Annotated in this window: 21 protein-coding genes; 17 read left to right on the top strand and 4 right to left on the bottom strand. The window is 36.3% G+C overall.

Features of this window, described 5'->3' with window-relative positions; genetic code table 11:
- Positions 1-264: 264 nt before the first annotated feature.
- The gene (locus ACNQGN_RS06100; RefSeq protein WP_417986956.1) at positions 265-432 is read right to left on the bottom strand and encodes a hypothetical protein; all 168 of its coding nucleotides are present in this window, start codon (positions 430-432) and stop codon (positions 265-267) included.
- Positions 433-464: 32 nt separating this feature from the next.
- On the opposite strand from ACNQGN_RS06100, the gene ACNQGN_RS06095 reads away from it, so the two are divergent.
- The 10 genes from ACNQGN_RS06095 to argH are packed head-to-tail and all read left to right on the top strand — an operon-like array spanning position 465 to position 10,504.
- On the top strand, positions 465-1,082 hold the full coding sequence (locus ACNQGN_RS06095) for a GNAT family N-acetyltransferase (protein WP_417986955.1): 618 nt from the start codon (positions 465-467) through the stop codon (positions 1,080-1,082).
- A 4-nt stretch (positions 1,083-1,086) separates the two neighbouring features.
- Positions 1,087-2,280 carry an argininosuccinate synthase gene (locus ACNQGN_RS06090; RefSeq protein ID WP_417986954.1) on the top strand — a complete coding sequence of 398 codons (1,194 nt, stop codon included), beginning with the start codon at positions 1,087-1,089 and terminating at the stop codon, positions 2,278-2,280.
- Positions 2,273-3,250 carry an N-acetyl-gamma-glutamyl-phosphate reductase gene (argC, locus tag ACNQGN_RS06085; protein WP_417986953.1) on the top strand — a complete coding sequence of 326 codons (978 nt, stop codon included), beginning with the start codon at positions 2,273-2,275 and terminating at the stop codon, positions 3,248-3,250. Before ACNQGN_RS06090 ends, argC begins: the two co-directional genes overlap by 8 nt.
- A gap of 38 nt (positions 3,251-3,288) precedes the next feature.
- Complete coding sequence (locus ACNQGN_RS06080) at positions 3,289-4,428, top strand: aspartate aminotransferase family protein (protein ID WP_417986952.1); 1,140 nt, start codon at positions 3,289-3,291, stop codon at positions 4,426-4,428.
- A 2-nt stretch (positions 4,429-4,430) separates the two neighbouring features.
- The gene (locus ACNQGN_RS06075) at positions 4,431-5,627 is read left to right on the top strand and encodes a glutamate-5-semialdehyde dehydrogenase (protein WP_417986951.1); all 1,197 of its coding nucleotides are present in this window, start codon (positions 4,431-4,433) and stop codon (positions 5,625-5,627) included.
- Positions 5,611-6,381 (top strand): glutamate 5-kinase, encoded by a 771-nt coding sequence (proB, locus tag ACNQGN_RS06070; protein WP_417986950.1) that lies wholly within the window; start codon positions 5,611-5,613, stop codon positions 6,379-6,381. Before ACNQGN_RS06075 ends, proB begins: the two co-directional genes overlap by 17 nt.
- Before the next feature lie 2 nt (positions 6,382-6,383).
- Positions 6,384-7,331 (top strand): N-acetylornithine carbamoyltransferase, encoded by a 948-nt coding sequence (locus ACNQGN_RS06065; RefSeq protein WP_417986949.1) that lies wholly within the window; start codon positions 6,384-6,386, stop codon positions 7,329-7,331.
- Positions 7,321-8,106 carry an acetylglutamate kinase gene (gene argB / locus ACNQGN_RS06060; protein ID WP_417986948.1) on the top strand — a complete coding sequence of 262 codons (786 nt, stop codon included), beginning with the start codon at positions 7,321-7,323 and terminating at the stop codon, positions 8,104-8,106. The genes ACNQGN_RS06065 and argB overlap by 11 nt, the downstream gene beginning before the upstream one ends.
- A complete protein-coding gene (locus ACNQGN_RS06055) occupies positions 8,103-9,173 on the top strand; it encodes a M20 family metallo-hydrolase (protein WP_417986947.1) in 1,071 nt (356 codons plus the stop codon). The genes argB and ACNQGN_RS06055 overlap by 4 nt, the downstream gene beginning before the upstream one ends.
- 50 nt (positions 9,174-9,223) lie before the next feature.
- Positions 9,224-10,504: an argininosuccinate lyase gene (argH, locus tag ACNQGN_RS06050; RefSeq protein ID WP_417986946.1), complete on the top strand. Its 1,281-nt coding sequence runs from the start codon at positions 9,224-9,226 to the stop codon at positions 10,502-10,504.
- A gap of 87 nt (positions 10,505-10,591) precedes the next feature.
- Here the strand turns inward: argH and ytxJ are convergent, their stop codons facing one another.
- On the bottom strand, positions 10,592-10,981 hold the full coding sequence (gene ytxJ, locus ACNQGN_RS06045) for a bacillithiol system redox-active protein YtxJ (protein ID WP_417986945.1): 390 nt from the start codon (positions 10,979-10,981) through the stop codon (positions 10,592-10,594).
- Between the two features lie 143 nt (positions 10,982-11,124).
- On the opposite strand from ytxJ, the gene clpB reads away from it, so the two are divergent.
- Complete coding sequence (clpB, locus tag ACNQGN_RS06040) at positions 11,125-13,728, top strand: ATP-dependent chaperone ClpB (protein ID WP_417986944.1); 2,604 nt, start codon at positions 11,125-11,127, stop codon at positions 13,726-13,728.
- Positions 13,729-13,939: 211 nt separating this feature from the next.
- Entirely contained in the window at positions 13,940-14,587 is a 648-nt protein-coding gene (locus ACNQGN_RS06035; protein ID WP_417986943.1) for an HAD family hydrolase, read from the top strand.
- 22 nt (positions 14,588-14,609) lie between these two features.
- On the opposite strand, the gene ACNQGN_RS06030 is transcribed toward ACNQGN_RS06035, so the two are convergent.
- Entirely contained in the window at positions 14,610-15,077 is a 468-nt protein-coding gene (locus ACNQGN_RS06030) for an OsmC family protein (RefSeq protein ID WP_417986942.1), read from the bottom strand.
- A gap of 200 nt (positions 15,078-15,277) precedes the next feature.
- Here ACNQGN_RS06030 and ACNQGN_RS06025 point away from each other — a divergent pair, with 200 nt between their 5' ends.
- The 4 genes from ACNQGN_RS06025 (at position 15,278) to ACNQGN_RS06010 (ending at position 19,966) form a co-directional block, all read left to right on the top strand.
- On the top strand, positions 15,278-16,147 hold the full coding sequence (locus ACNQGN_RS06025) for a DUF808 domain-containing protein (protein WP_417986941.1): 870 nt from the start codon (positions 15,278-15,280) through the stop codon (positions 16,145-16,147).
- Positions 16,148-16,506: 359 nt separating this feature from the next.
- Positions 16,507-17,184, top strand: a complete 678-nt coding sequence (locus ACNQGN_RS06020) for a LamG-like jellyroll fold domain-containing protein (RefSeq protein ID WP_417986940.1) — start codon at positions 16,507-16,509, stop codon at positions 17,182-17,184.
- A 30-nt stretch (positions 17,185-17,214) separates the two neighbouring features.
- Positions 17,215-18,903, top strand: coding sequence for a glycoside hydrolase family 28 protein (locus ACNQGN_RS06015; protein ID WP_417986939.1), 1,689 nt, complete (start codon positions 17,215-17,217; stop codon positions 18,901-18,903).
- Positions 18,904-19,078: 175 nt separating this feature from the next.
- Entirely contained in the window at positions 19,079-19,966 is an 888-nt protein-coding gene (locus ACNQGN_RS06010; RefSeq protein ID WP_417986938.1) for a carbon-nitrogen hydrolase, read from the top strand.
- 76 nt (positions 19,967-20,042) lie between these two features.
- Here ACNQGN_RS06010 and ACNQGN_RS06005 read toward each other — a convergent pair whose 3' ends face one another.
- The gene (locus ACNQGN_RS06005; RefSeq protein ID WP_417986937.1) at positions 20,043-21,560 is read right to left on the bottom strand and encodes a choice-of-anchor I family protein; all 1,518 of its coding nucleotides are present in this window, start codon (positions 21,558-21,560) and stop codon (positions 20,043-20,045) included.
- Between the two features lie 190 nt (positions 21,561-21,750).
- On the opposite strand from ACNQGN_RS06005, the gene ACNQGN_RS06000 reads away from it, so the two are divergent.
- Positions 21,751-22,791 carry an agmatine deiminase family protein gene (locus ACNQGN_RS06000; protein ID WP_417986936.1) on the top strand — a complete coding sequence of 347 codons (1,041 nt, stop codon included), beginning with the start codon at positions 21,751-21,753 and terminating at the stop codon, positions 22,789-22,791.
- The last annotated feature ends 64 nt before the right edge of the window (positions 22,792-22,855 follow it).

The raw sequence follows: 22,855 nt of genomic DNA, 5'->3' as shown, positions 1-22,855 counted from the left end.
AGAAAGACTCCGACTCCCTGAAACGATTCTGTTACAGGGAGTTTTTTAGGTATAAAAAACAAACATTGTATTAAAATTTTGTTACAAAAAGCAAAACAAGTGTTCTATTTGCAAAATAATTGTATTTTTGCACCCATGAATAATATAAGTGTACATATAACTTCTATATCACGGACAAACAGACCTACGGCTTCTCCCGAAGTACGGATGCTATAATATAGTACCCACAACGTGTTTTGTTTTTGTTTTTTATTCATTTTTCATTTATACCGTTTTGAAATCATCCCAGTTATCCATTGGATTAGTATATCCTAAAAAAACTATATTTTCCTGTTCATTAGCCAACATAATGCTATGTGCCGGGTCAATGTCTTTTTTTGTATATATTTCATTTGATTGGTACAACTCTTGTTTTTCAAAACTTGAATCCAACTCATTTTTTAACTCAAAATTAATCTCTTGAAATGAACATTTCTATCATTGTAACTCAGGAAGAACATTATAAATATTCGCAGGAAATCTGCGATACTATTGAATCGTCCGCCCTATTGAGAGGTACTGGGATTGCTAAAAGAACTCCTGAGTACATCCAGAAAAAGATGGAAAGCAAAGATGCTGTCATTGCATTAGACAATGGTAAATTTGCTGGTTTTTGCTATATCGAAAGTTGGCAGCACGGTAAGTTTGTGGCACATTCTGGCTTGATTGTACATCCTGATTACAGAAATTTAGGTTTAGCAAAGCAAATCAAATCAAAAGTATTTGACTATTCGCTGGAAAAATATCCGGATGCTAAGGTATTTGGAATCACTACTGGTTTAGCGGTAATGAAAATCAATTCCGATTTGGGATACAAACCAGTTCCTTTTTCGGAGCTTACCAGCGATCCAAGTTTTTGGAAAGGATGTCAAACCTGTACCAATTACGAAATCCTAAAAAGTAAAGACAACAAAATGTGTTTGTGTACCGGAATGCTTTATGATCCAAAAGAAAAACCTAAAGACCCGCCCAAACACCCATTTAATGTCAGAGTATTAAACAGATTAAAATCAATTAAAGAAGCCTTGTTCTTAAAAAAATAATATCATGAAAAAAGTTGTATTAGCTTATAGTGGAGGATTAGACACCTCTTATTGCCTAAAATATTTAAAAAACGAAAAAGGATGTGAAGTTCATACCGTTCTTATAAATACAGGAGGATTTGATGAAGCGGAACTAGCCGCTATCGAAGAAAGAGCCTACGAATTAGGAAGTGCACAACATGCAAATCTTACAATCGTCGATAAATATTACGATAAAGCTATTAAATATTTGATTTATGGAAATGTATTAAAGAACAACACCTATCCATTATCCGTAAGTGCTGAGCGTGTTTTCCAAGCTATGGAAGCTATTAAATATGCTAAAAAAGTAGGTGCAAACGCAATCGCTCACGGAAGTACTGGCGCAGGAAATGACCAAATTCGTTTTGATTTAATTTTCCAAACCATCGCTCCAGAGATAGAAATCATCACTCCTATCAGAGATTTAAAATTATCCAGACAAGAGGAAGTTGCTTACTTACAAGCTAATGGTGTTGAATATTCTTGGGAAAAAGCACAATACTCCATTAACAAGGGACTGTGGGGAACCAGCGTAGGCGGCAAAGAAACATTAACTTCAAATCTTCCCTTACCAAGTGAAGCTTATCCTTCACAATTGCAAAAAGAAGGTGAAGAAAAAGTGACTTTGGAATTTGTAAAAGGAGAATTAGTTGCTGTAAATGGCCAAAAAGACAAACCTTCAAATAACATTGTTGCTCTTGAAAAGTTAGCCAGTGCTTATGCTATCGGCAGAGATATTCATGTTGGCGATACGATAATCGGAATTAAAGGAAGAGTTGGTTTTGAAGCTGCTGCGCCTTTAATCATTATCAAAGCACACCATCTGTTAGAGAAACATACGCTTGGAAAATGGCAACAATATTGGAAAGAACAATTAGGAAACTGGTACGGAATGTTGTTTCATGAAGGACAATTTTTGGATCCTGTAATGAGAAATATCGAAACGTTCCTTGAAGACACTCAAAAAACAGTGAATGGAATCGTAACCGTTTCGTTGAAACCATATCACTTTTCGCTTGACGGAATTGAATCTGAAAATGATCTTATGAACACCGGTTTTGGTCAATACGGAGAAATGAACAACGCCTGGACATCAGACGATGCCAAAGGTTTTATTAAAATTCTAGGGAATGCCCAAAACATATTTTCATCAGTAAACCATCTTGATTATGATTAATGTTGGAATAATTGGCGGCTCCGGTTACACTGCAGGGGAACTCATCAGAATATTGATGTACCATCCCAATGCAGCGCTTGATTTTGTTTACAGCACTACCAATGCCGGAAAACCGTTATCGGTTGCGCATCACGATTTGATGGGCGATATAGAAATGAATTTTACGGATACCGTGAATCCGAATGTAAATGTTGTTTTCTTGTGCTTAGGACATGGTAAATCAAAATCATTTTTGGAGCAAAATCAATTTGCGAGCCATACCAAAATTATCGATTTAGGAAATGATTTCAGATTGACAAAAGACAAAGATTTTGACAGTAAATCTTTCGTTTACGGACTGCCTGAATTAAACAAAGCATCTATCAAAAATGCACAGTTCATAGCCAATCCAGGTTGTTTTGCTACAGCTATTCAATTGGCATTATTGCCACTGGCAAAAAACGAAATGCTTACTGCTGATGTTCATATCAATGCCACAACCGGAAGTACAGGAGCTGGAGTTTCGCCTTCGGAAACAACGCATTTTAGCTGGAGATCCAATAATATGTCGCATTACAAAGCTTTTGAACACCAACATTTGGGTGAAATAAACCAAAGTGTAAACCAATTACAGACAGATTACACAAACGAATTGATTTTTGTACCCAATAGAGGTGATTTTGCCAGAGGAATTTTTGCAACATTATACACAACAATCGAAGAAAATTTAGAAGATCTAGTTGCAAAATACGAGTCTTTTTACAAAGACCAACCTTTTGTAACCGTTACTACCACTGGAATAAATATGAAACAAGTAGTTCAAACGAATAAATGTATCATTAGTTTAATGAAAAAAGGAAACCGGCTATTGATTACTTCAGTAATTGATAATTTAACAAAAGGAGCCTCGGGACAAGCCATTCAAAACATGAATTTAATGTTTGGACTGGATGAAACTACAGGATTACATTTAAAACCTAGCGGATTTTAATTTTCTGTTTTAAAATTCAACATTTAAAATACTAAAAAATGAACTTATTTGACGTTTACCCATTATATAGCATCACTCCTGTAAAAGCACTTGATTGCACTATTACAGATGAAAAAGGAGTAGAATATTTAGATTTATATGGTGGCCATGGGGTAATTTCCATAGGACACACACAACCGGAATATGTTGCCAAATTAAAAAATCAACTGGATAACATTGGTTTTTATTCCAATGCGATCCAGAATCCATTACAGGTAGAACTGGCAGCCAAATTAGGAAAACTTTCAGGATTGGAAGATTACACCTTATTCTTATGCAGTTCTGGTGCTGAGGCCAATGAAAATGCATTAAAATTAGCCTCTTTTCACAACAATAAAACAAGAGTAATTGCTTTTGACAATTCCTTTCACGGAAGAACTTCGGCGGCAGTTGCCGTTACGGATAACAAAAAAATTGTTGCGCCGATCAATGCACAGCAAATCGTTACTTTTTTACCCTTGAATAGAATCGAACTGGTAGAAAACGAATTAAAAAAAGGAGATGTTTCTTCTGTTATTATCGAACCGATTCAAGGTGTTGGAGGTTTAGACCAGGGTACAACTGAATTTTTTCAGGAACTGGAAAAAATATGTGCAGCATACGATGTGGTTTTAATTTTAGACGAGGTGCAGTCAGGATACGGAAGAAGCGGGAAATTTTTCGCGCACCAACATCATGCAATAAAAGCGGATATTATTTCACTCGCTAAAGGAATGGGTAACGGATTTCCTATTGGTGGAATCTTAATTTCTCCAAAATTCACAGCAAGTTATGGAATTCTGGGGACTACTTTTGGCGGAAATCACTTGGCTTGTGCTGCCGGAATAGCAGTTTTGGATGTGATTGAAAGCCAAAAATTAATGGATAATGTAAACGATGTCTACGCCTATTTTTTAGACGCTATCAAACAGGTTCCCGAAGTAATTAAAGTAAAAGGAAGAGGATTGATGCTGGGTGTAGAGTTTGATTTTGACGTAAGTACTCTTCGTAAAAAAATGATTATTGACAAACATATTTTTACAGGAAATGCTAATAATAAAAATTTATTAAGAATTCTTCCTCCATTGACAATCACAAAGGAAGCAATCGATACCTTTATTATAGCTTTAAAAGAAACATTGAAAGAAATACAGTCCTAATTATGAATACGCTGTTACCAATAGAAAGACGAAATTCAGTTTTAAGACGTATGTCCGAACTTCTTGAACAAGAAAGAGCCAGCCTTAAAACTATAAATCAACAGGATTTAAATAATTATTCTGGGGATGACCTGGCCATGGAAAAACGGCTGTTGGTTGATGATGCCAAAATTGACGGTATGATTCTATCCTTGCAGCAATTGTGCGGTCAGGAAGATCCTATTGGCGTAGAGCGTTTTAATTTCGACCATGCAAATGGAATGAAAATCATCAATAAAACAGCGGCGTTTGGAACCATAATGATTATTTATGAATCCAGACCTGATGTTACTGTTGAAGCAGGAGGAATCGCTTTCAAATCCGGAAATAAAATTTTGCTGAAAGGCGGAAAAGAATCCTTGCTATCCAATTTAAAAATTGTGGATTTGTGGCATCAAGCCTTAAAAGAAAGCAATGTAGCAACACAATGGGTTGAATACTTGAATTACAATCGGGAAGAAACTCAGGCATTTTTAGAAAAACCAACACAAAAAGTGGATTTAATCGTTCCTCGTGGTGGTGAAAAATTAATTGCTTTTGTAAAGAAACATGCTACTTGCCCGGTGATTATAAGTGGCCGAGGAAATAATTTCGTCTATGTAAATGCTGAAGCGGATTTGGACCAGGCACTTGCTATTATAATTAACGCAAAAACCTCAAACATCTCCGTTTGCAATGCTTTAGATAAAGTTTTAATCGATACAAATCTTGAAAACTGGGAAGCCTTTGCTAAGAAAATAATTGAGGAATTACAACAAAGAAACGTTACCGTTTTAGGAGACGAAAGCATTTCGAAAGCAACAAACGTTCCTCAGATTGAATCGGATTTAATTTGGTACGAAGAGTTTTTAGATTATAAAATTGTTATTGGAACTACAGATTCAAACCAAGAAGCTATTGGTAAAATCAACAAATACTGTGGTGGACATTCGGCTTCTATAATCACAAAAAATAATACAATTGCTCAGGAATTCATGGAAAACGTAGATACTGCAGCTGTTTATCAAAATGCCTCGACTCGCTTTACTGATGGAGGACAATTTGGTTTAGGTGGAGAATTGGCGATCAGCACGGACAAATTACACCAACGCGGACCAATTGGATTGCAACATTTAGTTACTAATAAGTGGTATATTTACGGAAATGGACAAATCAGGTAAAAAAAGAATTTTATTAAAATTAGGAAGCAATACGTTAACCAAAGAAACAAATCATATTTCGAGAGGAAAGATTGAAGATATTGGTATGCAGATAGCAGCCCTTAAAGACGATTACGAATTTGTAATTGTTAGTTCAGGTGCCATTGCTGCTGCCAAACAATTTGTAAAGCTGGAAAGTCAAGACAAAGATGTTTTTGTAAAACAAGCGTTGGCCTCTATTGGTCAGCCTCATTTGATGCGGATTTATCATGAAAATTTCAGTGATTTAGGATTACTAATTTCGCAATGTTTGCTTTCTTATTCTGATTTCGAAAAAGAACAATCCAAAGTAAACATAGTAAACACAATCAATGTCTTAGTCAAAAACAGTTACATCCCGATCATCAATGAAAATGATACCGTGGCAACAGATGAGATTCGATTTGGTGATAATGATAAATTAGCCGCTTTAACAGCCGTTTTATTAAATGTTGACATTCTGATCATTGCTACCAATACGAACGGAATATATACTAAATCCTCAATCAATGATGCCGTCCCTGAAACTATTTCTCTGGTAACCGATTTAAAATTATTGCAAAAAGAAATTGGCGATTCTAAATCTTCACACGGAACTGGCGGAATGCAATCCAAAATAGAAGCATCGGCAATTGCCAAATCCGCTAATATTGAAACTTGGATTGTCAATGGGCTGGAAGACAACTTTATTTTGAAAGCTTTAAAAAACGAAATACCTTTTACTAAAATTATATAACCATGAACTATATCTCCATACAAAACATAGATTCGCTCAACAAATGGGTGAAACAAGCATTAAAAATCAAAAAAAAACCGCTTAAAAATAAAAAACTGGGTAAAAACAAAACCTTGGGAATGCTGTTTTTTAATTCCAGTCTTAGAACCCGTTTGAGTACCCAAAAAGCAGCTTTGAATTTGGGGATGAACGTGATGGTAATGAATTTTACCAGCGAAGGATGGACATTGGAGTTTGAAGATGGAGCTATCATGAATTCAGGCGCTTCCGAACACATTAAAGAAGCGGCAGCAGTTGTTTCTCAATATTGTGATATTATTGCCATCAGAGCTTTTGCCGGACTTGCAGACAAAGAAAAAGACAATGCAGAAATCGTACTTTCCGGTTTCTTAAAATATGCCACTGTACCAGTTGTTAACATGGAAAGTGCTACGGGACATCCTTTACAGTCATTAGCTGATGCTATAACTATGGCGGAACACAAAACGAAACACAGACCGAAAGTAGTTTTGACCTGGGCCCCACATCCTAAAGCCTTACCTCAAGCTGTTGCCAATTCCTTTGTGCAAATGATGCAGTTACAAGATGCCGATTTTGTCATTACGCATCCACTAGGGTACGAATTGAATCCTGAAATCACTAAAGATTCCAAGATTGAACACGACCAGAATAAAGCATTCGAAAACGCAGATTTTATCTATGCTAAAAACTGGAGCAATTACAATGAATACGGCCAGATTACAAATTCTGACCCAAACTGGACCGTAACTGCCGATAAAATGAAACTGACCAACAATGCTAAATTCATGCACTGTTTGCCAGTAAGACGTAATGTAATTGTTACGGACGAAGTAATAGACAGCGAAAATTCAATTGTTATCGAGCAAGCCAATAATAGAACATACGCTGCCCAATTAGTGCTGCAAAAAATATTGGAAAATGGAGAATAAAAAACCACTAACCATAATAAAAATTGGGGGAAACATTATTGATAGCCCAACAGAACTGTCACAGTTTTTATCTGATTTTTCTAAAATTGAAGGCTATAAAGTACTCGTTCATGGCGGAGGAAAATCAGCTACTAAAATGGCAGAAAGTATCGGTTTGGTCCCTCAAATGATTGATGGAAGAAGAATTACCGATGCCGCTATGCTTGATGTGGTTGTGATGATTTATGCCGGACAAATCAACAAAAATATTGTTGCTCAATTGCAGGCATCTAATACCAATGCGATGGGATTTTCCGGTGCTGACGGGAATTTAATTCAATCTGACAAAAGAAACCATCCGACAATCAATTATGGTTTTGTAGGCGATGTAAAAAAAGTAAATACAAAAGTATTGGAAACGTTACTTTCAAATGGTATTATTCCAGTATTTTGCGCAATAACACACGATGGAAAAGGACAATTATTAAATACGAATGCCGATACCATCGCAAGTGAATTGGCAATAGCTTTATCTGAAATTTTTGAAGTAACTTTGAATTATTGTTTTGAAAAACCAGGAGTTTTATATGATGCCGAAGATGATTCTTCAGTAATCTCGACGATAAATCAAGAATTATATTCGAAATTAAAATCCGAAAAAGCGATACATTCGGGCATGATTCCTAAATTAGACAACTGTTTCAATAGTTTGTCTAAAGGAGTGCAAAAAATCAAAATTGGTCATCACAGAATGTTGCAGGACACGACGGCATTGTACACTACAATTACACTATGAAGAGTATAGAAATCCTTACACAAGAGGCTATTGCATTATTAAAAGCATTGATTGAAACACCTTCCTTTTCAAGTGAAGAAGACAAAACAGCACTTTTAATCGAAAAATGGTTTACGCAAAACAGCATTCCTTTCGACAGAGAAAATAATAACGTTTGGGCATTCAATACCCATTTTGACAAGACCAAACCAACGCTTTTACTGAATTCACACCACGATACCGTAAAACCAAATCAAGGCTATACTAACGATCCTTTTCAAGCCATCCTAAAAGATGGTAAATTATTCGGATTGGGAAGTAATGATGCCGGTGGTTGTTTGGTTTCCCTTTTAGCCACGTTTGTTCATTTCTATTCCAATGAAAATCTGCCTTATAATATTGTGATGGTAGCGTCAGCCGAAGAAGAAAGCAGCGGAAAAAATGGATTAAACAGTGTACTAAAACATTTACCGGAGCTGGAATGTGCCATAGTTGGAGAACCTACTTTGATGCAATTGGCCGTAGCCGAAAAAGGTTTATTGGTACTCGATGTCATCGTAAAAGGTACCGCAAGTCACGCCGCGCATAACAATCCGGATAATCCGATTTACAATGCGATACCTGTTATTCAATGGTTTAACAGCTATCAATTTGAAAAAGTATCGGAGGTTTTAGGTCCCGTAAAGATGACCGTAACACAAGTGACTGCTGGAAAACAACACAATGTAGTCCCTGCCGAATGTCATCTGGTTATCGATATCAGGGTGAATGATTGTTATAATAATCAGGAAATTTTAGATACCGTAAGACAGCATTTAACTGCCGAGGTCAATCCGCGTTCTATGCATTTGAATGCGTCATCAATTCCTGTTACACATGGATTGGTACAAGCCGGAATCGCACTGGGAAGAACAACGTACGGGTCGCCTACGCTGTCGGACCAATCTGTTTTGAGCTGTCAATCCCTGAAATTAGGACCTGGTGAAACCCTGCGGTCACACTCGGCAGACGAATTTATATTCATAAACGAAATAGAAGAAGGAATTCAATTGTATATTAAAATATTAACTGATTTTTTCAAACAATAAAACAAACCCTGTCAGGGTTCAAAAGCCTACTTGGTTAAAATAACTATCTTATGAAACTTTGGGAAAAAGGAATACCAACCGATAAACAAATCGAACATTTTACAGTTGGAAATGACAGAGAACTGGATCTGGTTCTAGCAAAATATGATGCCTTAGGTTCTATTGCACATGCAAAAATGCTAGGTCAAATCGGTCTTTTAACAGATTCAGAAACTGTTTCTTTGGTTTTGGCATTAGAAGAAATTATAAAAGATGTTGAAAATGGACAATTCGAAATCGAAGACAGTTTTGAAGACGTCCATTCCAAAATCGAATATTTACTAACGGTAAAACTAGGCGACGCCGGGAAAAAAATTCACACTGCCCGTTCTCGCAACGACCAGGTTTTGGTAGACGTTAATTTATATCTGAAAGACGTTCTTAAAGAACTGAAAGAACAAGTAAAAAGCCTTTTTGATTTGCTGATGGAATCAGCAGAAAAACATCAAAACGTTTTATTGCCAGGGTATACACACCTTCAAATTGCTATGCCATCTTCTTTTGGAATGTGGTTTTCTGCCTACGCCGAAAGCTTAATTGATGATGTAACGATGCTGAATGCTGCTTTAAAGATTGTAGATCAAAATCCATTAGGTTCCGCTGCAGGATATGGAAGTTCCTTCCCTATCAACAGAACATTCACTACAGAGCAATTGGGTTTTGAGACTTTAAAATTCAATTCTGTAGCAGCACAAATGAGCCGTGGAAAATCAGAGAAAACAGTTGCTTTTGCGATGAGTAGCGTTGCCGCTACCCTATCCAAATTCTCCATGGACGTCTGTCTGTACATGAGTCAGAATTTTGATTTTATTACTTTGCCTTCGCATCTGACAACAGGTTCCAGCATTATGCCGCATAAGAAAAATCCTGATGTATTCGAATTAATTCGTGGAAAATGCAACAAAATTCAAGCTTTACCCTACGAAATCACTTTAATTACCAACAACCTCCCAAGTGGTTATCACAGGGATTTACAATTGTTGAAAGAGGGGTTATTTCCAGCAATTCAAAACTTAAAAGCGTGTTTGGATATCGCAATTTTTGCTATCAAAGACATTAAGGTAAAAGAACACATCCTAGACGATAAAAAATACGATTATTTGTTTACGGTAGATTCCTTAAACGAAATGGTGGTTGCCGGAATGCCTTTTAGAGATGCTTATAAGGCCGTCGCAGAACAATTAGAAAATGGCACTTTTAAATCTCCTAAAGAAACAAAGCATACTCATGAAGGGAGTATTAACAACCTTTGTTTAGCCGCCATAAAAAATAAAATGAAAGATTCTTATTAATTCAAAACCAAGCAGTTGTTACAAAAAAATCCATTCTATTTTTTTTTAGAATGGATTTTTTTGTATTTTGAAATTAAACGTTGCGTTTTAAACCTTCCTTCCCAATTCCCGCGCATCAATATCGCTATGCGAAACATTGTAAACTGCGATTCCGTCTTTTATTAATAGTAATTGTGGCGATTGATGAGTAACTCCAAAACGATTCGCTATCTCGTTAGAAATATCGCGATGTGTTATTAAATCTAAAAAATAAGGCGTAACTTTATCTAAGCTATCAAACTCATTTTCAAACTGTTTCAGTGCCATCCTGCTTACGCTGCAACGGGTACTGTGTTTAAAAATCACTACCGGTTTTTCATTCGAAGTGAAAATAATTTCATTCAGTTGTCCTAAATCGGTTAGTTCATTCCAGTTAATTTTGTTTTCTTTTAAATCCTTGTCTTCTGAACTATTAAAAATATTTTTAAAAAAACTCATAATTGTCTTATTTTAAGACAATTTGACTTTAAAGTATGATAAAAATCATGAAATTTCCGTCAATTTGTCTGTATTATTGTATTGGAATATATATTGAATATAATTTGCAAAGTTAGTCAAATAACACAAAACAATATAAGGTCATGAACATAAATAAATTTACAATCAAATCCCAGGAAGCGATTCAGCTTTCCCAGCAATTGGCGCAAAGCCACGGGCAACAACAAATAGAAAACGAACATATTTTCAAGGCTATTTTTGAAGTAGATGAAAATGTAGCGCCTTTTATATTGAAGAAACTCAACGTAAATGTGAGCTTGTTGGAACAAATAGTAGACAGCACGATACAAAGCTTCCCGAAAGTTTCCGGTGGCGAAATTATGCTTTCCAGAACCGCTAACTCCACATTGAACGAAGCGGAGATTATAGCAAAAAAAATGAATGATGAATTCGTTTCTATAGAGCATTTACTTTTAGCCATATTTGGTTCTAAAAGCAAAGTTGCTCAAATTTTAAAAGACCAGGGAGTTACCGAAAAAGGACTAAAAGCCGCTATCGACGAATTGAGAAAAGGGGAAAGAGTGACTTCGGCATCTGCTGAGGAAACCTACAATTCACTAAATAAATACGCTAAGAACCTAAACGAACTTGCCCGAACCGGAAAACTAGATCCTGTTATTGGTCGCGACGAGGAAATTCGCCGCGTTTTACAAATTCTAACCCGCAGAACCAAAAATAATCCAATGCTGGTTGGTGAACCCGGGGTAGGTAAAACCGCCATTGCAGAAGGATTAGCGCACCGAATTGTCGATGGAGATGTTCCTGAGAATTTAAAAGATAAAATCGTTTACTCTCTCGATATGGGAGCACTGATTGCTGGCGCCAAATACAAAGGGGAATTTGAGGAACGATTAAAATCTGTTGTCAAAGAAGTGACTTCTGCCGAAGGGGACATCGTACTGTTCATTGACGAAATTCACACCCTTGTGGGAGCTGGCGGCGGCGAAGGTGCTATGGATGCCGCTAATATTCTCAAACCGGCCCTGGCTCGTGGCGAACTGCGTGCCATTGGAGCCACAACATTAGATGAATATCAAAAATATTTTGAGAAAGATAAAGCACTCGAAAGACGTTTTCAAAAAATAATGGTTGAAGAACCAGATACCGAAAGTGCCATTTCAATTTTACGCGGAATCAAAGAAAAATACGAAACACACCATAAAGTTCAAATTAAAGATGAGGCAATTATTGCCGCTGTAGAATTATCACAACGTTATATTACGAATCGTTTTCTTCCGGACAAAGCCATCGATTTAATGGACGAGGCAGCTTCTAAACTGCGCATGGAAATCAATTCTAAACCCGAAGAACTTGACGTTTTGGATCGAAAAGTCATGCAATTAGAAATTGAAATTGAAGCAATTAAACGAGAAAAGGACGAGAGCAAACTCAAAATTTTAGGAATGGATTTAGCGAACCTCAAAGAAGATCGCAACGAAATCTACGCCAAATGGAAATCAGAAAAAGATGTAGTCGATAACATTCAAACGGTAAAAACTGAAATTGAAGACTTCAAATACGAAGCAGAACGTGCCGAGCGTGATGGTGATTATGGAAAGGTAGCCGAAATTCGTTATGGCAAAATCAAAGAAGCACAAGAACGTTTGGATATTCTACTCAAGGAATTACAGGAAAACCAATCCGGAACATCCTTGATAAAAGAAGAAGTTACCCGTGAAGATATTGCTGAAGTCGTGGCCAAATGGACCGGAATTCCAGTGATGAAAATGCTTCAGGGCGAAAGAGAAAAACTACTGAAACTGGAAGATGAATTGCATCACAGAGTCGTAGGACAAGAAGAAGCAATTCAGGCGGTGAGTGATGCTGTACGCAGAAGCCGTGCCGGATTGCAGGATATGAAAAAACCGGTGGGAACCTTTCTTTTCCTGGGTACAACGGGAGTTGGTAAAACAGAATTGGCAAAAGCCTTAGCCGAATATCTATTCGACGATGAAAATGCAATGACCCGTATCGACATGAGCGAATACCAGGAACGCCACAGCGTAAGCCGTTTGGTGGGTGCACCTCCGGGATATGTGGGCTATGATGAAGGTGGTCAATTAACAGAAGCCGTTCGTAGAAAACCCTATTCCGTGATTTTATTGGATGAGATTGAAAAAGCGCATCCGGATACATTCAATATCTTGCTACAAGTCTTGGATGAAGGGCGTTTAACGGATAATAAAGGGCGTCTTGCCGATTTTAAAAATACGATCATTATCATGACTTCAAATATGGGAAGCCAGATTATTCAAGATAAATTTGACAATCTAAAAGGAAGTTTGGAAGCCACAACCGAAGCTGCAAAAGTGGAAGTATTGGGGCTATTGAAACAAACGGTGCGTCCGGAATTCATCAATCGTATTGATGAAATCGTAATGTTCACTCCGCTTACCAGTGAAAATATTGCTCAAATTGTAGGTTTGCAGTTAAAAAGTGTAACCAAAATGCTGGCGCAACAAGGCATTACGATGGATGCCACTCCGGAAGCCATAGCCTATTTGTCCGAAAAAGGATATGATCCGCAGTTTGGAGCGAGACCCGTGAAAAGAGTGATTCAAAGAGATGTTCTCAATGAATTATCCAAAGAAATTCTATCGGGAAAAATAACGACAGACAGCATCGTTTTGATAGATGCATTTGATGGAAAGTTGGTTTTTAGAAATCAAAGTGAATTGGTAAGCTAAAGAGTTTACCCTAAAAAAGCTATGCCTAAGTTTTGAACTTTGTCTAAGCGGATAAGAAGCATCAGTCGAAAGGCTGGTGTTTTTTTATGCTTTTTAGGAGCAACAAAACAAATGCAATAACTGCGAATGAGAAAAAACAATATCCCTATCTTTGGGCCTGATATCCAAAGAATCGAAATGCTAAATTTTTCGATTCTTATAAAAATAAAAAATGAAATTTAAAGGAATTATTTTTGATTTAGACGGAACACTGGTGAATTCACTTGAAGATATTGCGGATGCGATGAACAGTATCCTACAAAGTCTCAACTTCCCTACACATAGTTATGATACCTATCAATATTTCATAGGTAGCGGCCTTAGAAATCTGGTAAGCAAAGCACTACCTGCCACAGCCAATGATGAAACACAGGTTGACCGTTGTTACCTTTTGATGACAGCAGCATATCGTGACATTTGTACGCATAAAACAAAAGCCTATGATGGGATATTCGAATTATTAGACGAATTAAAATCACGCAATATAAAACTAAGCGTGTTCTCGAATAAAGCAGATGACCTAACAAAGGAAATTACAACAACCCTATTTCCTGATTATTTTGACCCAATAATAGGCTTGACGACAGAAACACTAAAAAAGCCAAATCCGTTTAAAACAGTGGAAATAAGTAAAAACTTTGGATTAAAAGCCGAAGAAATCATTTTCATAGGGGATTCCGGTATTGATATGCAGACGGCAACGAATGCCAATATGTTTGCCGTTGGGGTTTTATGGGGCTATAGACCAGAAGAAGAATTGCTTTCAAATGGAGCAAAATATGTATTAAACCAACCCTCTGATTTAATTGGTATTTTATAATTAAGAAAAAGGAGAAACCACATTATTTTATAGCTGCAATTTCACATATTGGAAAGTGCACAATTGGAAAATTACACGAATTGGCTATAAAACAGAGTTGGTTTGCTTTTTTATGCAAGCTAAGTGCCTCTGCTATTTTTTCTTTGTTGCTAATACGAACTCTGGGATTCAGTTTAATTCCAATAAAACGCCCGCTACCGTCATCCATCACCTCAAGGGTTGCCTGTGCTTCGTCCGTATAAGACACTACGTCAATATCATTTTGTTTACAAACATAGAGGTACGACATCATGTGACAGGAAACAACACTGCTCAATAAGAGGTCTTCAGGATTGTATAAAGCAGGATCACCTTTGAAAGCTTTAGCAGCCGAAACATTTAAAACAGCCTTCCCGTCAATCGTAATGGTATGACTTTTAGCATACGTTCTCCCTCCCTTTTTAGAAAAGAGCCAATCTAATTTGGCTGTAAATACCTGTTTGAATCCCATATTCTTTTTATTTCAAAAGTAAATAAAAACAGTACTACTAACCGAAACATTTTGGGTGAATATTTAACTAAAAATTTACTTTTTTTATAAATAGAGTAAGTCAAAAAGTAGTAGCTTCGCAGCAATAAACAATCAAAACTCGTTACTCAAATTTTGGTAAGGCAATCCCAAAAGCAACGCAGTTCCTAAAACAAATTATAATGGCATCAGGTTTTTTCGCACTATTAGATGATATCGCAGCAATGATGGACGATATTGCAGTAATGAGCAAATTTGCAGCAAAAAAAACTGCTGGTATATTAGGTGATGATTTAGCTGTTAATGCAGAAAAAGCTTCCGGATTTATTTCTTCACGAGAAATCCCTGTATTATGGGCAATTGCTAAAGGATCATTTATTAATAAATTAATCATTTTACCAATAGCATTTCTGCTAAGTGCTTTTTCACCTTTGGCTATTATAATAATTTTGCTTCTTGGCGGGCTTTTTTTAGCGTATGAAGGTGCAGAAAAAATATACGAATATCTATTTCCTCATAAGCATGTAAAAGCTGAAATTACAATGGAAACTTTTACAGAAGAGCAAGTTTTAGCACTCGAAAAAGAAAAAATAAAATCAGCAATTGTGACCGATTTTATTTTATCAGTAGAGATTATCATTATTGCACTGGGCACCGTAATTGGAAAACCCATTTCAATACAGATTACTGTTGTTTCCATAATTGCAATAATTGCAACTGTAGGTGTTTACGGAATTGTAGCAATGATAGTACGAATGGATGAATTAGGTTTTAAACTAATTGCAATGAATAATGACGAGCGTAGTTTATCAAAATTTATAGGGAATATACTGGTACAGGCCCTACCAAAAGTAATTAAAAGTTTAGCAGTTATAGGTACAATCGCTTTGATTTTAGTAGCTGGTGGTATATTTGTGCATAATATTGATTTTTTACATCATTTGCTACCCCAATTACCGTCAATTTTAAAAGAATTTTGTATCGGACTTCTGATTGGTCTGATTGTTTTGGGAATCGTAAATCTATTTAAAAAGGTGATTGGAAAAAAGTAAGGAACACAAAATCGAATCCCTTTTAGTGCTGTCAATAACTAAAATGGATTCGATTATATAAAAAGTAAGCCTGAGCCTGCATCTATTTACTTTTACATTTGGCAATCGCCCTGGTACAAACCGTACCCAACAACTAACTATCCTCGCCGGAGCGTGTTAGAAACAGGTTTGTTTTGTCTCGTAAAATCGTACACTCTGTATTTTTATCGGAATTAATTTGTAAATAGTCATTTATTGGATACATTTGGGTAATCGATTACATTTTTGTTTTTAGTAGTAAACAGAATACTTTTTTAAACAAAATCTAATTAATAAATGCAAAATACAATTGCTCTGGATTTAAAACATAAAGTAAATAGATGGGAACAACTATACGATTAATTGCAGTACTTTTTATCAGTTTTTCTCTCGTTTCGAAAGGGCAAACCCAGGAAATCAAGAATAAAACGATTAAAAAAACAGAATGGATACTAGCCAATTTGCTCCGTGAGAAATCAAGTGCTATTGAAATTAGTGGAAAACCTCAAATAATCAATTCTCCCTATGGAGAAGCAGTTTCTTTTAATGGAATAGACGATGCTTTTTTATTAAACGAAATGCCGCTGAATTCACTTCAGGAATTTACTGTGGAAATGATATTCAAACCGGAGATAAATGCTCCGTTTGAGCAAAGAATCCTGCACATAGGCGAAATTAAGAAAGACCGTATGTTACTTGAAATTCGAGCGGTTGATTCCAACTGGTACTTCGATGCTTTCGCCGTTTCAGGCACCAATAAAAAAACACTTGTGGAGGAGAAACTAATTCATCCTTTAGGGCAATGGCATCATGTTGCTTTTGTGATAACACCAAAAAGTCTAACCACTTATGTAAATGGAAAACAGGAATTACAGGAAGAATTTTCTTTTCTTCCAATTGGAACAGGGCAGACTTCTATTGAAGTTCGCTTAAACAAAGTGTCATGGTTTAAAGGTGCCATTTATAAAATACGCATTACACCCAAGCAAAATAAGCCAAATGCTTTTATGAATTTTTAAATACTATAAAATAAATTTAATTAAATAAGAATGATAACTAAATCAATTAACCTATTATGTATTGTTTTGGCAGTTTTAATAACAAGCTGTTCAAAAAATAGTGTCGGCAATACTTTCGAGTCAAATGAAACGTATAAAAACATTGAATTCAAAATGGCAAAAGTCAACGAGCCATCAATTCCGAACAATACTGTAAACATAAAAGATTTTGGTGCTACCAATGGAGGATATGTTTTAAATACTAAGGCTTTTGCCGATGCAATTGCTGCTGTGTCAAAAAAAGGAGGTGGAAAAGTGATAATTCCTCCCGGAATTTGGCTTACAGGTCCAATCATTCTAAAAAACAACATCGAATTGCATGCAGAAACCGGAGCGTTAATAAAATTCTCTACTAATAAAGATTTGTATCCAATTATCGAAACCAGTTTTGAAGGATTAAATACCTGGCGATGTATCTCTCCTATTTACGGTAAAAACGTTGAAAACGTAGCCTTCACCGGCAAAGGTGTTTGGGATGGTTCAGGCGAAGTTTGGCGTATGGTAAAAAAGAGTAAGGTAACAGAAAGCCAATGGAAAAAACTGATTGCTACAGGCGGAGTGCTTAACGATAAAAAAGAAAGTTGGTATCCATCTGAGCAATATGTAAAAGGGAACCAAAATGCCGACCAAAACGTACGCCCGGATTTAAAAACTAAAGAAGAATTTGAAGCAATTCGTGATTTTCTTCGTCCTGTAATGGTAAGCATTCAAAACAGTAAACGAGTATTGTTTGATGGTCCCGTGTTTCAAAACTCTCCTGCCTGGTGCATACATCCCTTAATGGTAGAAGATTTAATTGTCCGCAATGTGACGATTCGCAATCCTTGGTTTTCTCAAAATGGAGATGGGCTTGACGTAGAATCCTGTAAAAATGTCATCATTGAAAATTCAAGTTTTGATGTGGGTGATGATGCCATTTGTATTAAATCGGGAAAAGATAAAGATGGCCGGATAAGAGCTGTTCCATGCGAAAACATTGTTATAAGAAACAATATCGTTTATCATGGACACGGCGGCGTGACTGTGGGTAGCGAAATGTCCGGTGGCGTAAAGAATATGCACGTTTCTAATTGTACGTTTATGGGAACTGATGTTGGATTGCGTTTTAAAAGTACACGCGGTCGTGGCGGTATCGTAGAAAACATCTTTATTTCTGATATTTTTATGATTGATATTCCATCACAAGCCATTTCTTTCGACCTCTATTATGGCGGAAAATCCATTGCAGAAACTTTGGCTGAAGGAGGAAATAAAATTAGCACAAAAATGGTTCCCGTAAATGACCAAACGCCGCAGTTCAAAAATATTTCGATAAAAAATATAACAATCAATGGCGCTTATCAGGCAGTATTTCTACAGGGTTTACCTGAAATGAACCTTGAAAACATCCAGATTTCTAATTTGACTGCAAAAGCAGAAAAAGGCTTTTCGATTATTGATGCCAATGGAATCAAAATCAGTAATGTAAAATTAGATATACAGGACACTACTGTATTTGACATCTATAATGGTAAAAACATGTCCTTTAAAAATATTGAATTTAATTCGACATCCACCAAAGCAGTTGTCATTAATGGAGCAGCATGCGAAAATATTGAATTAGTCTCTTCTGCAAATTTGGATTATTCTAAAAAAACGAACATTGGCAATACCGTTCCTAAAGGAGCAATAAAATTATAAACAACTAAAAATTAATATACAATCAAACGCGCCGAGTGCTCCTGACTACAGCGTAGTTTTTAGAAAATCCAATACGATATTGCCAGAGAATCAATTAAACCCTAAAAAAAAACACATTACCCTTACTTTCTACTCTTTATAAAATTCACTATTTTTGCACTCTAAAATTTTAGTCATGCCAAACAAGAAATACAAAATAGCGGTCATTCAATTGAATCTTAATGATGTTGCCGAAAACAATTTGAAAAAATGTTTGAGTTGGGTGCGTGATGCTGCCAACCTTGGAGCCGAGGTCATTTCATTACCGGAATTATACAGCAGTCACTATTTTTGTCAGAGTGAAGATGTAGATAATTTTGCTTTGGCAGAGCCTTTATACAGCACTTCGTTTATCGCTTTTAGCGCTTTGGCAAAAGAATTAGGCGTGGTGATCATTGTTCCTTTCTTTGAAAAAAGAATGGCCGGAATTTACCACAATAGTGCTTACATCATTGACACTGACGGGTCAGAAGCAGGGTTGTATCGAAAAATGCACATTCCGGATGATCCGCATTTTTATGAAAAATTCTATTTTACACCTGGTGATTTAGGTTTCAAAACTATTCCCACCCAGAAAGGAAAAATCGGAACATTAATTTGTTGGGATCAATGGTATCCGGAAGCAGCTCGTTTGACTGCGCTACAAGGTGCTGAAGTTTTGTTCTACCCAACAGCAATTGGTTGGCATCCGCAAGAAAAAGAGCAATACGGTGAGAACCAACATGGTGCCTGGATGAGTGTGATGAAAGGACATGCAGTCGCCAATGGCGTATATGTCGCTGCAGCAAACCGAATCGGATTAGAACAATATTTGCCTGATACAGCAGGAATCCAGTTTTGGGGATCTTCATTTATAGCGGGACCACAAGGCGAAATTTTGGCACAAGCCTCCCATGATAAAGAAGAAATCCTGATTGCTGAAGTGGATCTGGACTTACAGGAAAATGTACGTCAGAACTGGCCATTCTTTAGAGATAGAAGAATAGACGCTTTTGGAGATATTACAAAAAGAGCGATTGACTAAATAGCTTTCCAAAATCAAAAATCCCTGCTGAGAAATAATTCTAAGCAGGGATTTTTATTTAAATAAACTTCCGGATCTAATTCAAATCAGGTTGAAATATTTTAACGACACCATCACCTTCGCTACTGACAACAACTAAGCTCCTTTTTGTAGGACTCTTGTGCGCTGGTATAAAAAGTAATCCTTCAGGAGCATCACCCGTTTTAAAAGTCTGTAAAAATTTTGGAGCCGCTGGATTGGTAACATCATATACCATAACGGCATCCACTCTTTCTAATCCAACAAAAAGAATCATTTTATCGCCCATTTTAGCAACAACAACTGATTCTGGCTCTACTGATTTATCATCACTTCGACTATCATCATAGATACCAAATTCATGTGCTTTCTTATCCAATTCATTTTTACTGTCAAATACCATTTCTCCTGTATTTCCATTCCAAATAGAAAAAGATCGGGCTCCAAAAGAAACTAATTCGTCAAAATCTCCATCTGCATCTGTATCACCCATTTTAGTATTGATATTCAACCTACCCATACTTGCCTCCGCTTTTAAAGCTGCAGCGTTAGGAAATGCTATTGGATCAAGAACAACCGAAGAACTACTGATTCTTTTTACATCTACAAAAGCAGTATATTCTCTTGCATCGCCCTCATTTGCTGTAACGAAATAAGGTGTTTTATTAATTTCGAAATTACTGATTGCGTCCGGCTGAAACATTCCTTTTGCTTTCCATGTATTGGCCAAAACACCACCATCTTTATCACTAATATCGATTGCATTTTCAGCAAGGTTGTAGTCTTTAAAACCCAATGGAAAAAGTGCTGTAATTTTTTTTGATGCCAAATCAATTTTAGCAACACCATTATTCTCCTGCAATGTTACCCAAGCCGTTTTAGAATCAGAAGAAATCGTTATGTACTCTGGTTCAATATCAGCGGTGAAATTATTGGTCGGACTTGCAATTCTAAACCCTTTGGTTTTTAGCGTAGTTAATTGGCTGCTAAAACTTCCGAAATTTAAAGTTGTCACTGCATAATTATTATTTACCGCAATAATGGATACGGAGCCGTCAGGATCTATCGAATAGTCGTCATTTGGCTCCCCTTCATTAGCGGTCATAATATAGTTCCCATCAGGAGAAAATGTAATCATATCGGGTAAAGCACCAACCGTAATTTCTTTTATCACACTGTAATTCGTCGCATCAAAAATCACTACTTTTCCAGCATCTTGCTTATTTGGTTTTGCTTCTAATGCAACTGCTAATTTGCCATTATAAGTTGCGACACTATTTGAAGCTCCATTAAAGGGGGTTAAATCTATACTTGCTATAAAAACCGGACTTGAAGGATTCGATAAATCGATAACGTCAATCCTATTTGTATTGCTGTTGTTAACGGTGAATAGTTTTTTAGAAACTTCATCATACGCACTTATTTCAGCAGCTCCGGCACCACCAATAGTAATTGACCCAATCTCTTTAAAAGTTGCTGCATTTTCATTTACAACCAATTCCGGCTCTTTATTAAAATCCTTTTCACAACTTGACAATACCATAATTGCCGCCAGTACTATACCATACTTTTTCATAACTGTATTTTTAAAATTTTATCAAAAATAACGCGCGCCAACTCGACATGAATTAACTTAATATTATGTAATCTTTACTAAAATTATCATCCCATAAATTAATGCTGTACTCAAAAATGAATCTTTACTATCTATTTTAAAATCCTCTTGAATGTTTATATTTGTACTCCTTTATAATTAGAAATACTGTATGACTACAAATAATAGAAGATTTCCTGCCGAATGGGAAAAACAACAAGCCATTTTACTTTGTTTTCCGCACAATGGAAAAGACTGGCCGGGAAAATACGAAGCAGTTCAATGGGCTTTTGTAGAATTTATTAAAAAAGTAGCCACTTTTGAACAAGTCATTTTGGTTGTTGCCGATGAAAACCAAAAAGAAAAAGTCAATACCATGCTGGAAACAGCTCATGTTGCGCTTGCAAATATTTCCTACATAATTCATAAAACCAATAGAAGCTGGATGCGTGATTCGGGTCCGATAATCGTAAAAAACGGCAACGAAAGAGAAGCCTTAAATTTTAATTTTAATGGATGGGCGAAGTATAAAAATATTCAATTAGACAAATTTGTTCCTGCTAAAGTGGGCGAATTCCTAAATATTCCAGTTACCCAAGTGGTCTATAAGGGCAAGCCGGTAATTGTTGAAGGTGGTGCTATCGATACCAATGGAAAAGGTACTTTGCTGACTTCAGAAGAATGTCTGATGCATCCTGATATTCAGGTTCGAAATCCTAATTTCACCAAAGCCGATTATGAAGCTGTCTTCAAGGAGTATCTTGGAATTACCAATGTGATTTGGTTAGGCGACGGAATTGAAGGTGATGACACGCACGGTCATATTGATGATTTATGCCGATTTATAAACGAAGACACAATTGTAACTATTGTAGAAACAGATTCTGAAGACAACAACTACAAACCGTTGCAGGATAATTTAAAAAGATTGCAAAATGCCAAACTGGAAAATGGCAAATCACCTGTAATTGTAGCTTTACCTATGCCTAAGCGTTTGGAATTTGACGGTTTGCGATTGCCAGCCAGTTATGCCAATTTCCTTATTTTAAATAATTGTGTTTTGGTTCCTACTTTTAATGACAGTAATGACAGAAAAGCCTTAAACATCCTTTCAGAATGTTTTCCTGACAGAGAAATAATAGGAATCAGCGCTACTGATTTCATATGGGGTTTTGGGACCTTGCATTGTTTGAGTCAGCAGATTCCAGAATAAAAAAATCAGGCTTTTGCCTATAAAAAAACACCAACATTGAAAAAATATGTTGGTGTTTTTTTTT

The organism is Flavobacterium rhamnosi (assembly GCF_048286515.1).
Lineage (GTDB): Bacteria > Bacteroidota > Bacteroidia > Flavobacteriales > Flavobacteriaceae > Flavobacterium.
This window is presented reverse-complemented; position numbering and strand designations above follow the sequence as displayed.

Bases quoted from the DNA above. Each gene is read 5' to 3' on its own strand.
- ACNQGN_RS06075 (WP_417986951.1), top strand. From the start codon at position 4,431: ATGAATACGCTGTTACCAATAGAAAGACGAAATTCAGTTTTAAGACGT.
- ACNQGN_RS06015 (WP_417986939.1), top strand. From the start codon at position 17,215: ATGATAACTAAATCAATTAACCTATTATGTATTGTTTTGGCAGTTTTA.
- ACNQGN_RS06055 (WP_417986947.1), top strand. From the start codon at position 8,103: ATGAAGAGTATAGAAATCCTTACACAAGAGGCTATTGCATTATTAAAA.
- argC (WP_417986953.1), top strand. From the start codon at position 2,273: ATGATTAATGTTGGAATAATTGGCGGCTCCGGTTACACTGCAGGGGAA.
- ACNQGN_RS06095 (WP_417986955.1), top strand. From the start codon at position 465: ATGAACATTTCTATCATTGTAACTCAGGAAGAACATTATAAATATTCG.
- ACNQGN_RS06090 (WP_417986954.1), top strand. From the start codon at position 1,087: ATGAAAAAAGTTGTATTAGCTTATAGTGGAGGATTAGACACCTCTTAT.
- ACNQGN_RS06035 (WP_417986943.1), top strand. From the start codon at position 13,940: ATGAAATTTAAAGGAATTATTTTTGATTTAGACGGAACACTGGTGAAT.
- ACNQGN_RS06005 (WP_417986937.1), bottom strand. From the start codon at position 21,560: ATGAAAAAGTATGGTATAGTACTGGCGGCAATTATGGTATTGTCAAGT.
- proB (WP_417986950.1), top strand. From the start codon at position 5,611: ATGGACAAATCAGGTAAAAAAAGAATTTTATTAAAATTAGGAAGCAAT.
- ACNQGN_RS06010 (WP_417986938.1), top strand. From the start codon at position 19,079: ATGCCAAACAAGAAATACAAAATAGCGGTCATTCAATTGAATCTTAAT.
- ACNQGN_RS06000 (WP_417986936.1), top strand. From the start codon at position 21,751: ATGACTACAAATAATAGAAGATTTCCTGCCGAATGGGAAAAACAACAA.
- ACNQGN_RS06080 (WP_417986952.1), top strand. From the start codon at position 3,289: ATGAACTTATTTGACGTTTACCCATTATATAGCATCACTCCTGTAAAA.
- argB (WP_417986948.1), top strand. From the start codon at position 7,321: ATGGAGAATAAAAAACCACTAACCATAATAAAAATTGGGGGAAACATT.
- ytxJ (WP_417986945.1), bottom strand. From the start codon at position 10,981: ATGAGTTTTTTTAAAAATATTTTTAATAGTTCAGAAGACAAGGATTTA.
- clpB (WP_417986944.1), top strand. From the start codon at position 11,125: ATGAACATAAATAAATTTACAATCAAATCCCAGGAAGCGATTCAGCTT.
- argH (WP_417986946.1), top strand. From the start codon at position 9,224: ATGAAACTTTGGGAAAAAGGAATACCAACCGATAAACAAATCGAACAT.
- ACNQGN_RS06030 (WP_417986942.1), bottom strand. From the start codon at position 15,077: ATGGGATTCAAACAGGTATTTACAGCCAAATTAGATTGGCTCTTTTCT.
- ACNQGN_RS06025 (WP_417986941.1), top strand. From the start codon at position 15,278: ATGGCATCAGGTTTTTTCGCACTATTAGATGATATCGCAGCAATGATG.
- ACNQGN_RS06020 (WP_417986940.1), top strand. From the start codon at position 16,507: ATGGGAACAACTATACGATTAATTGCAGTACTTTTTATCAGTTTTTCT.
- ACNQGN_RS06065 (WP_417986949.1), top strand. From the start codon at position 6,384: ATGAACTATATCTCCATACAAAACATAGATTCGCTCAACAAATGGGTG.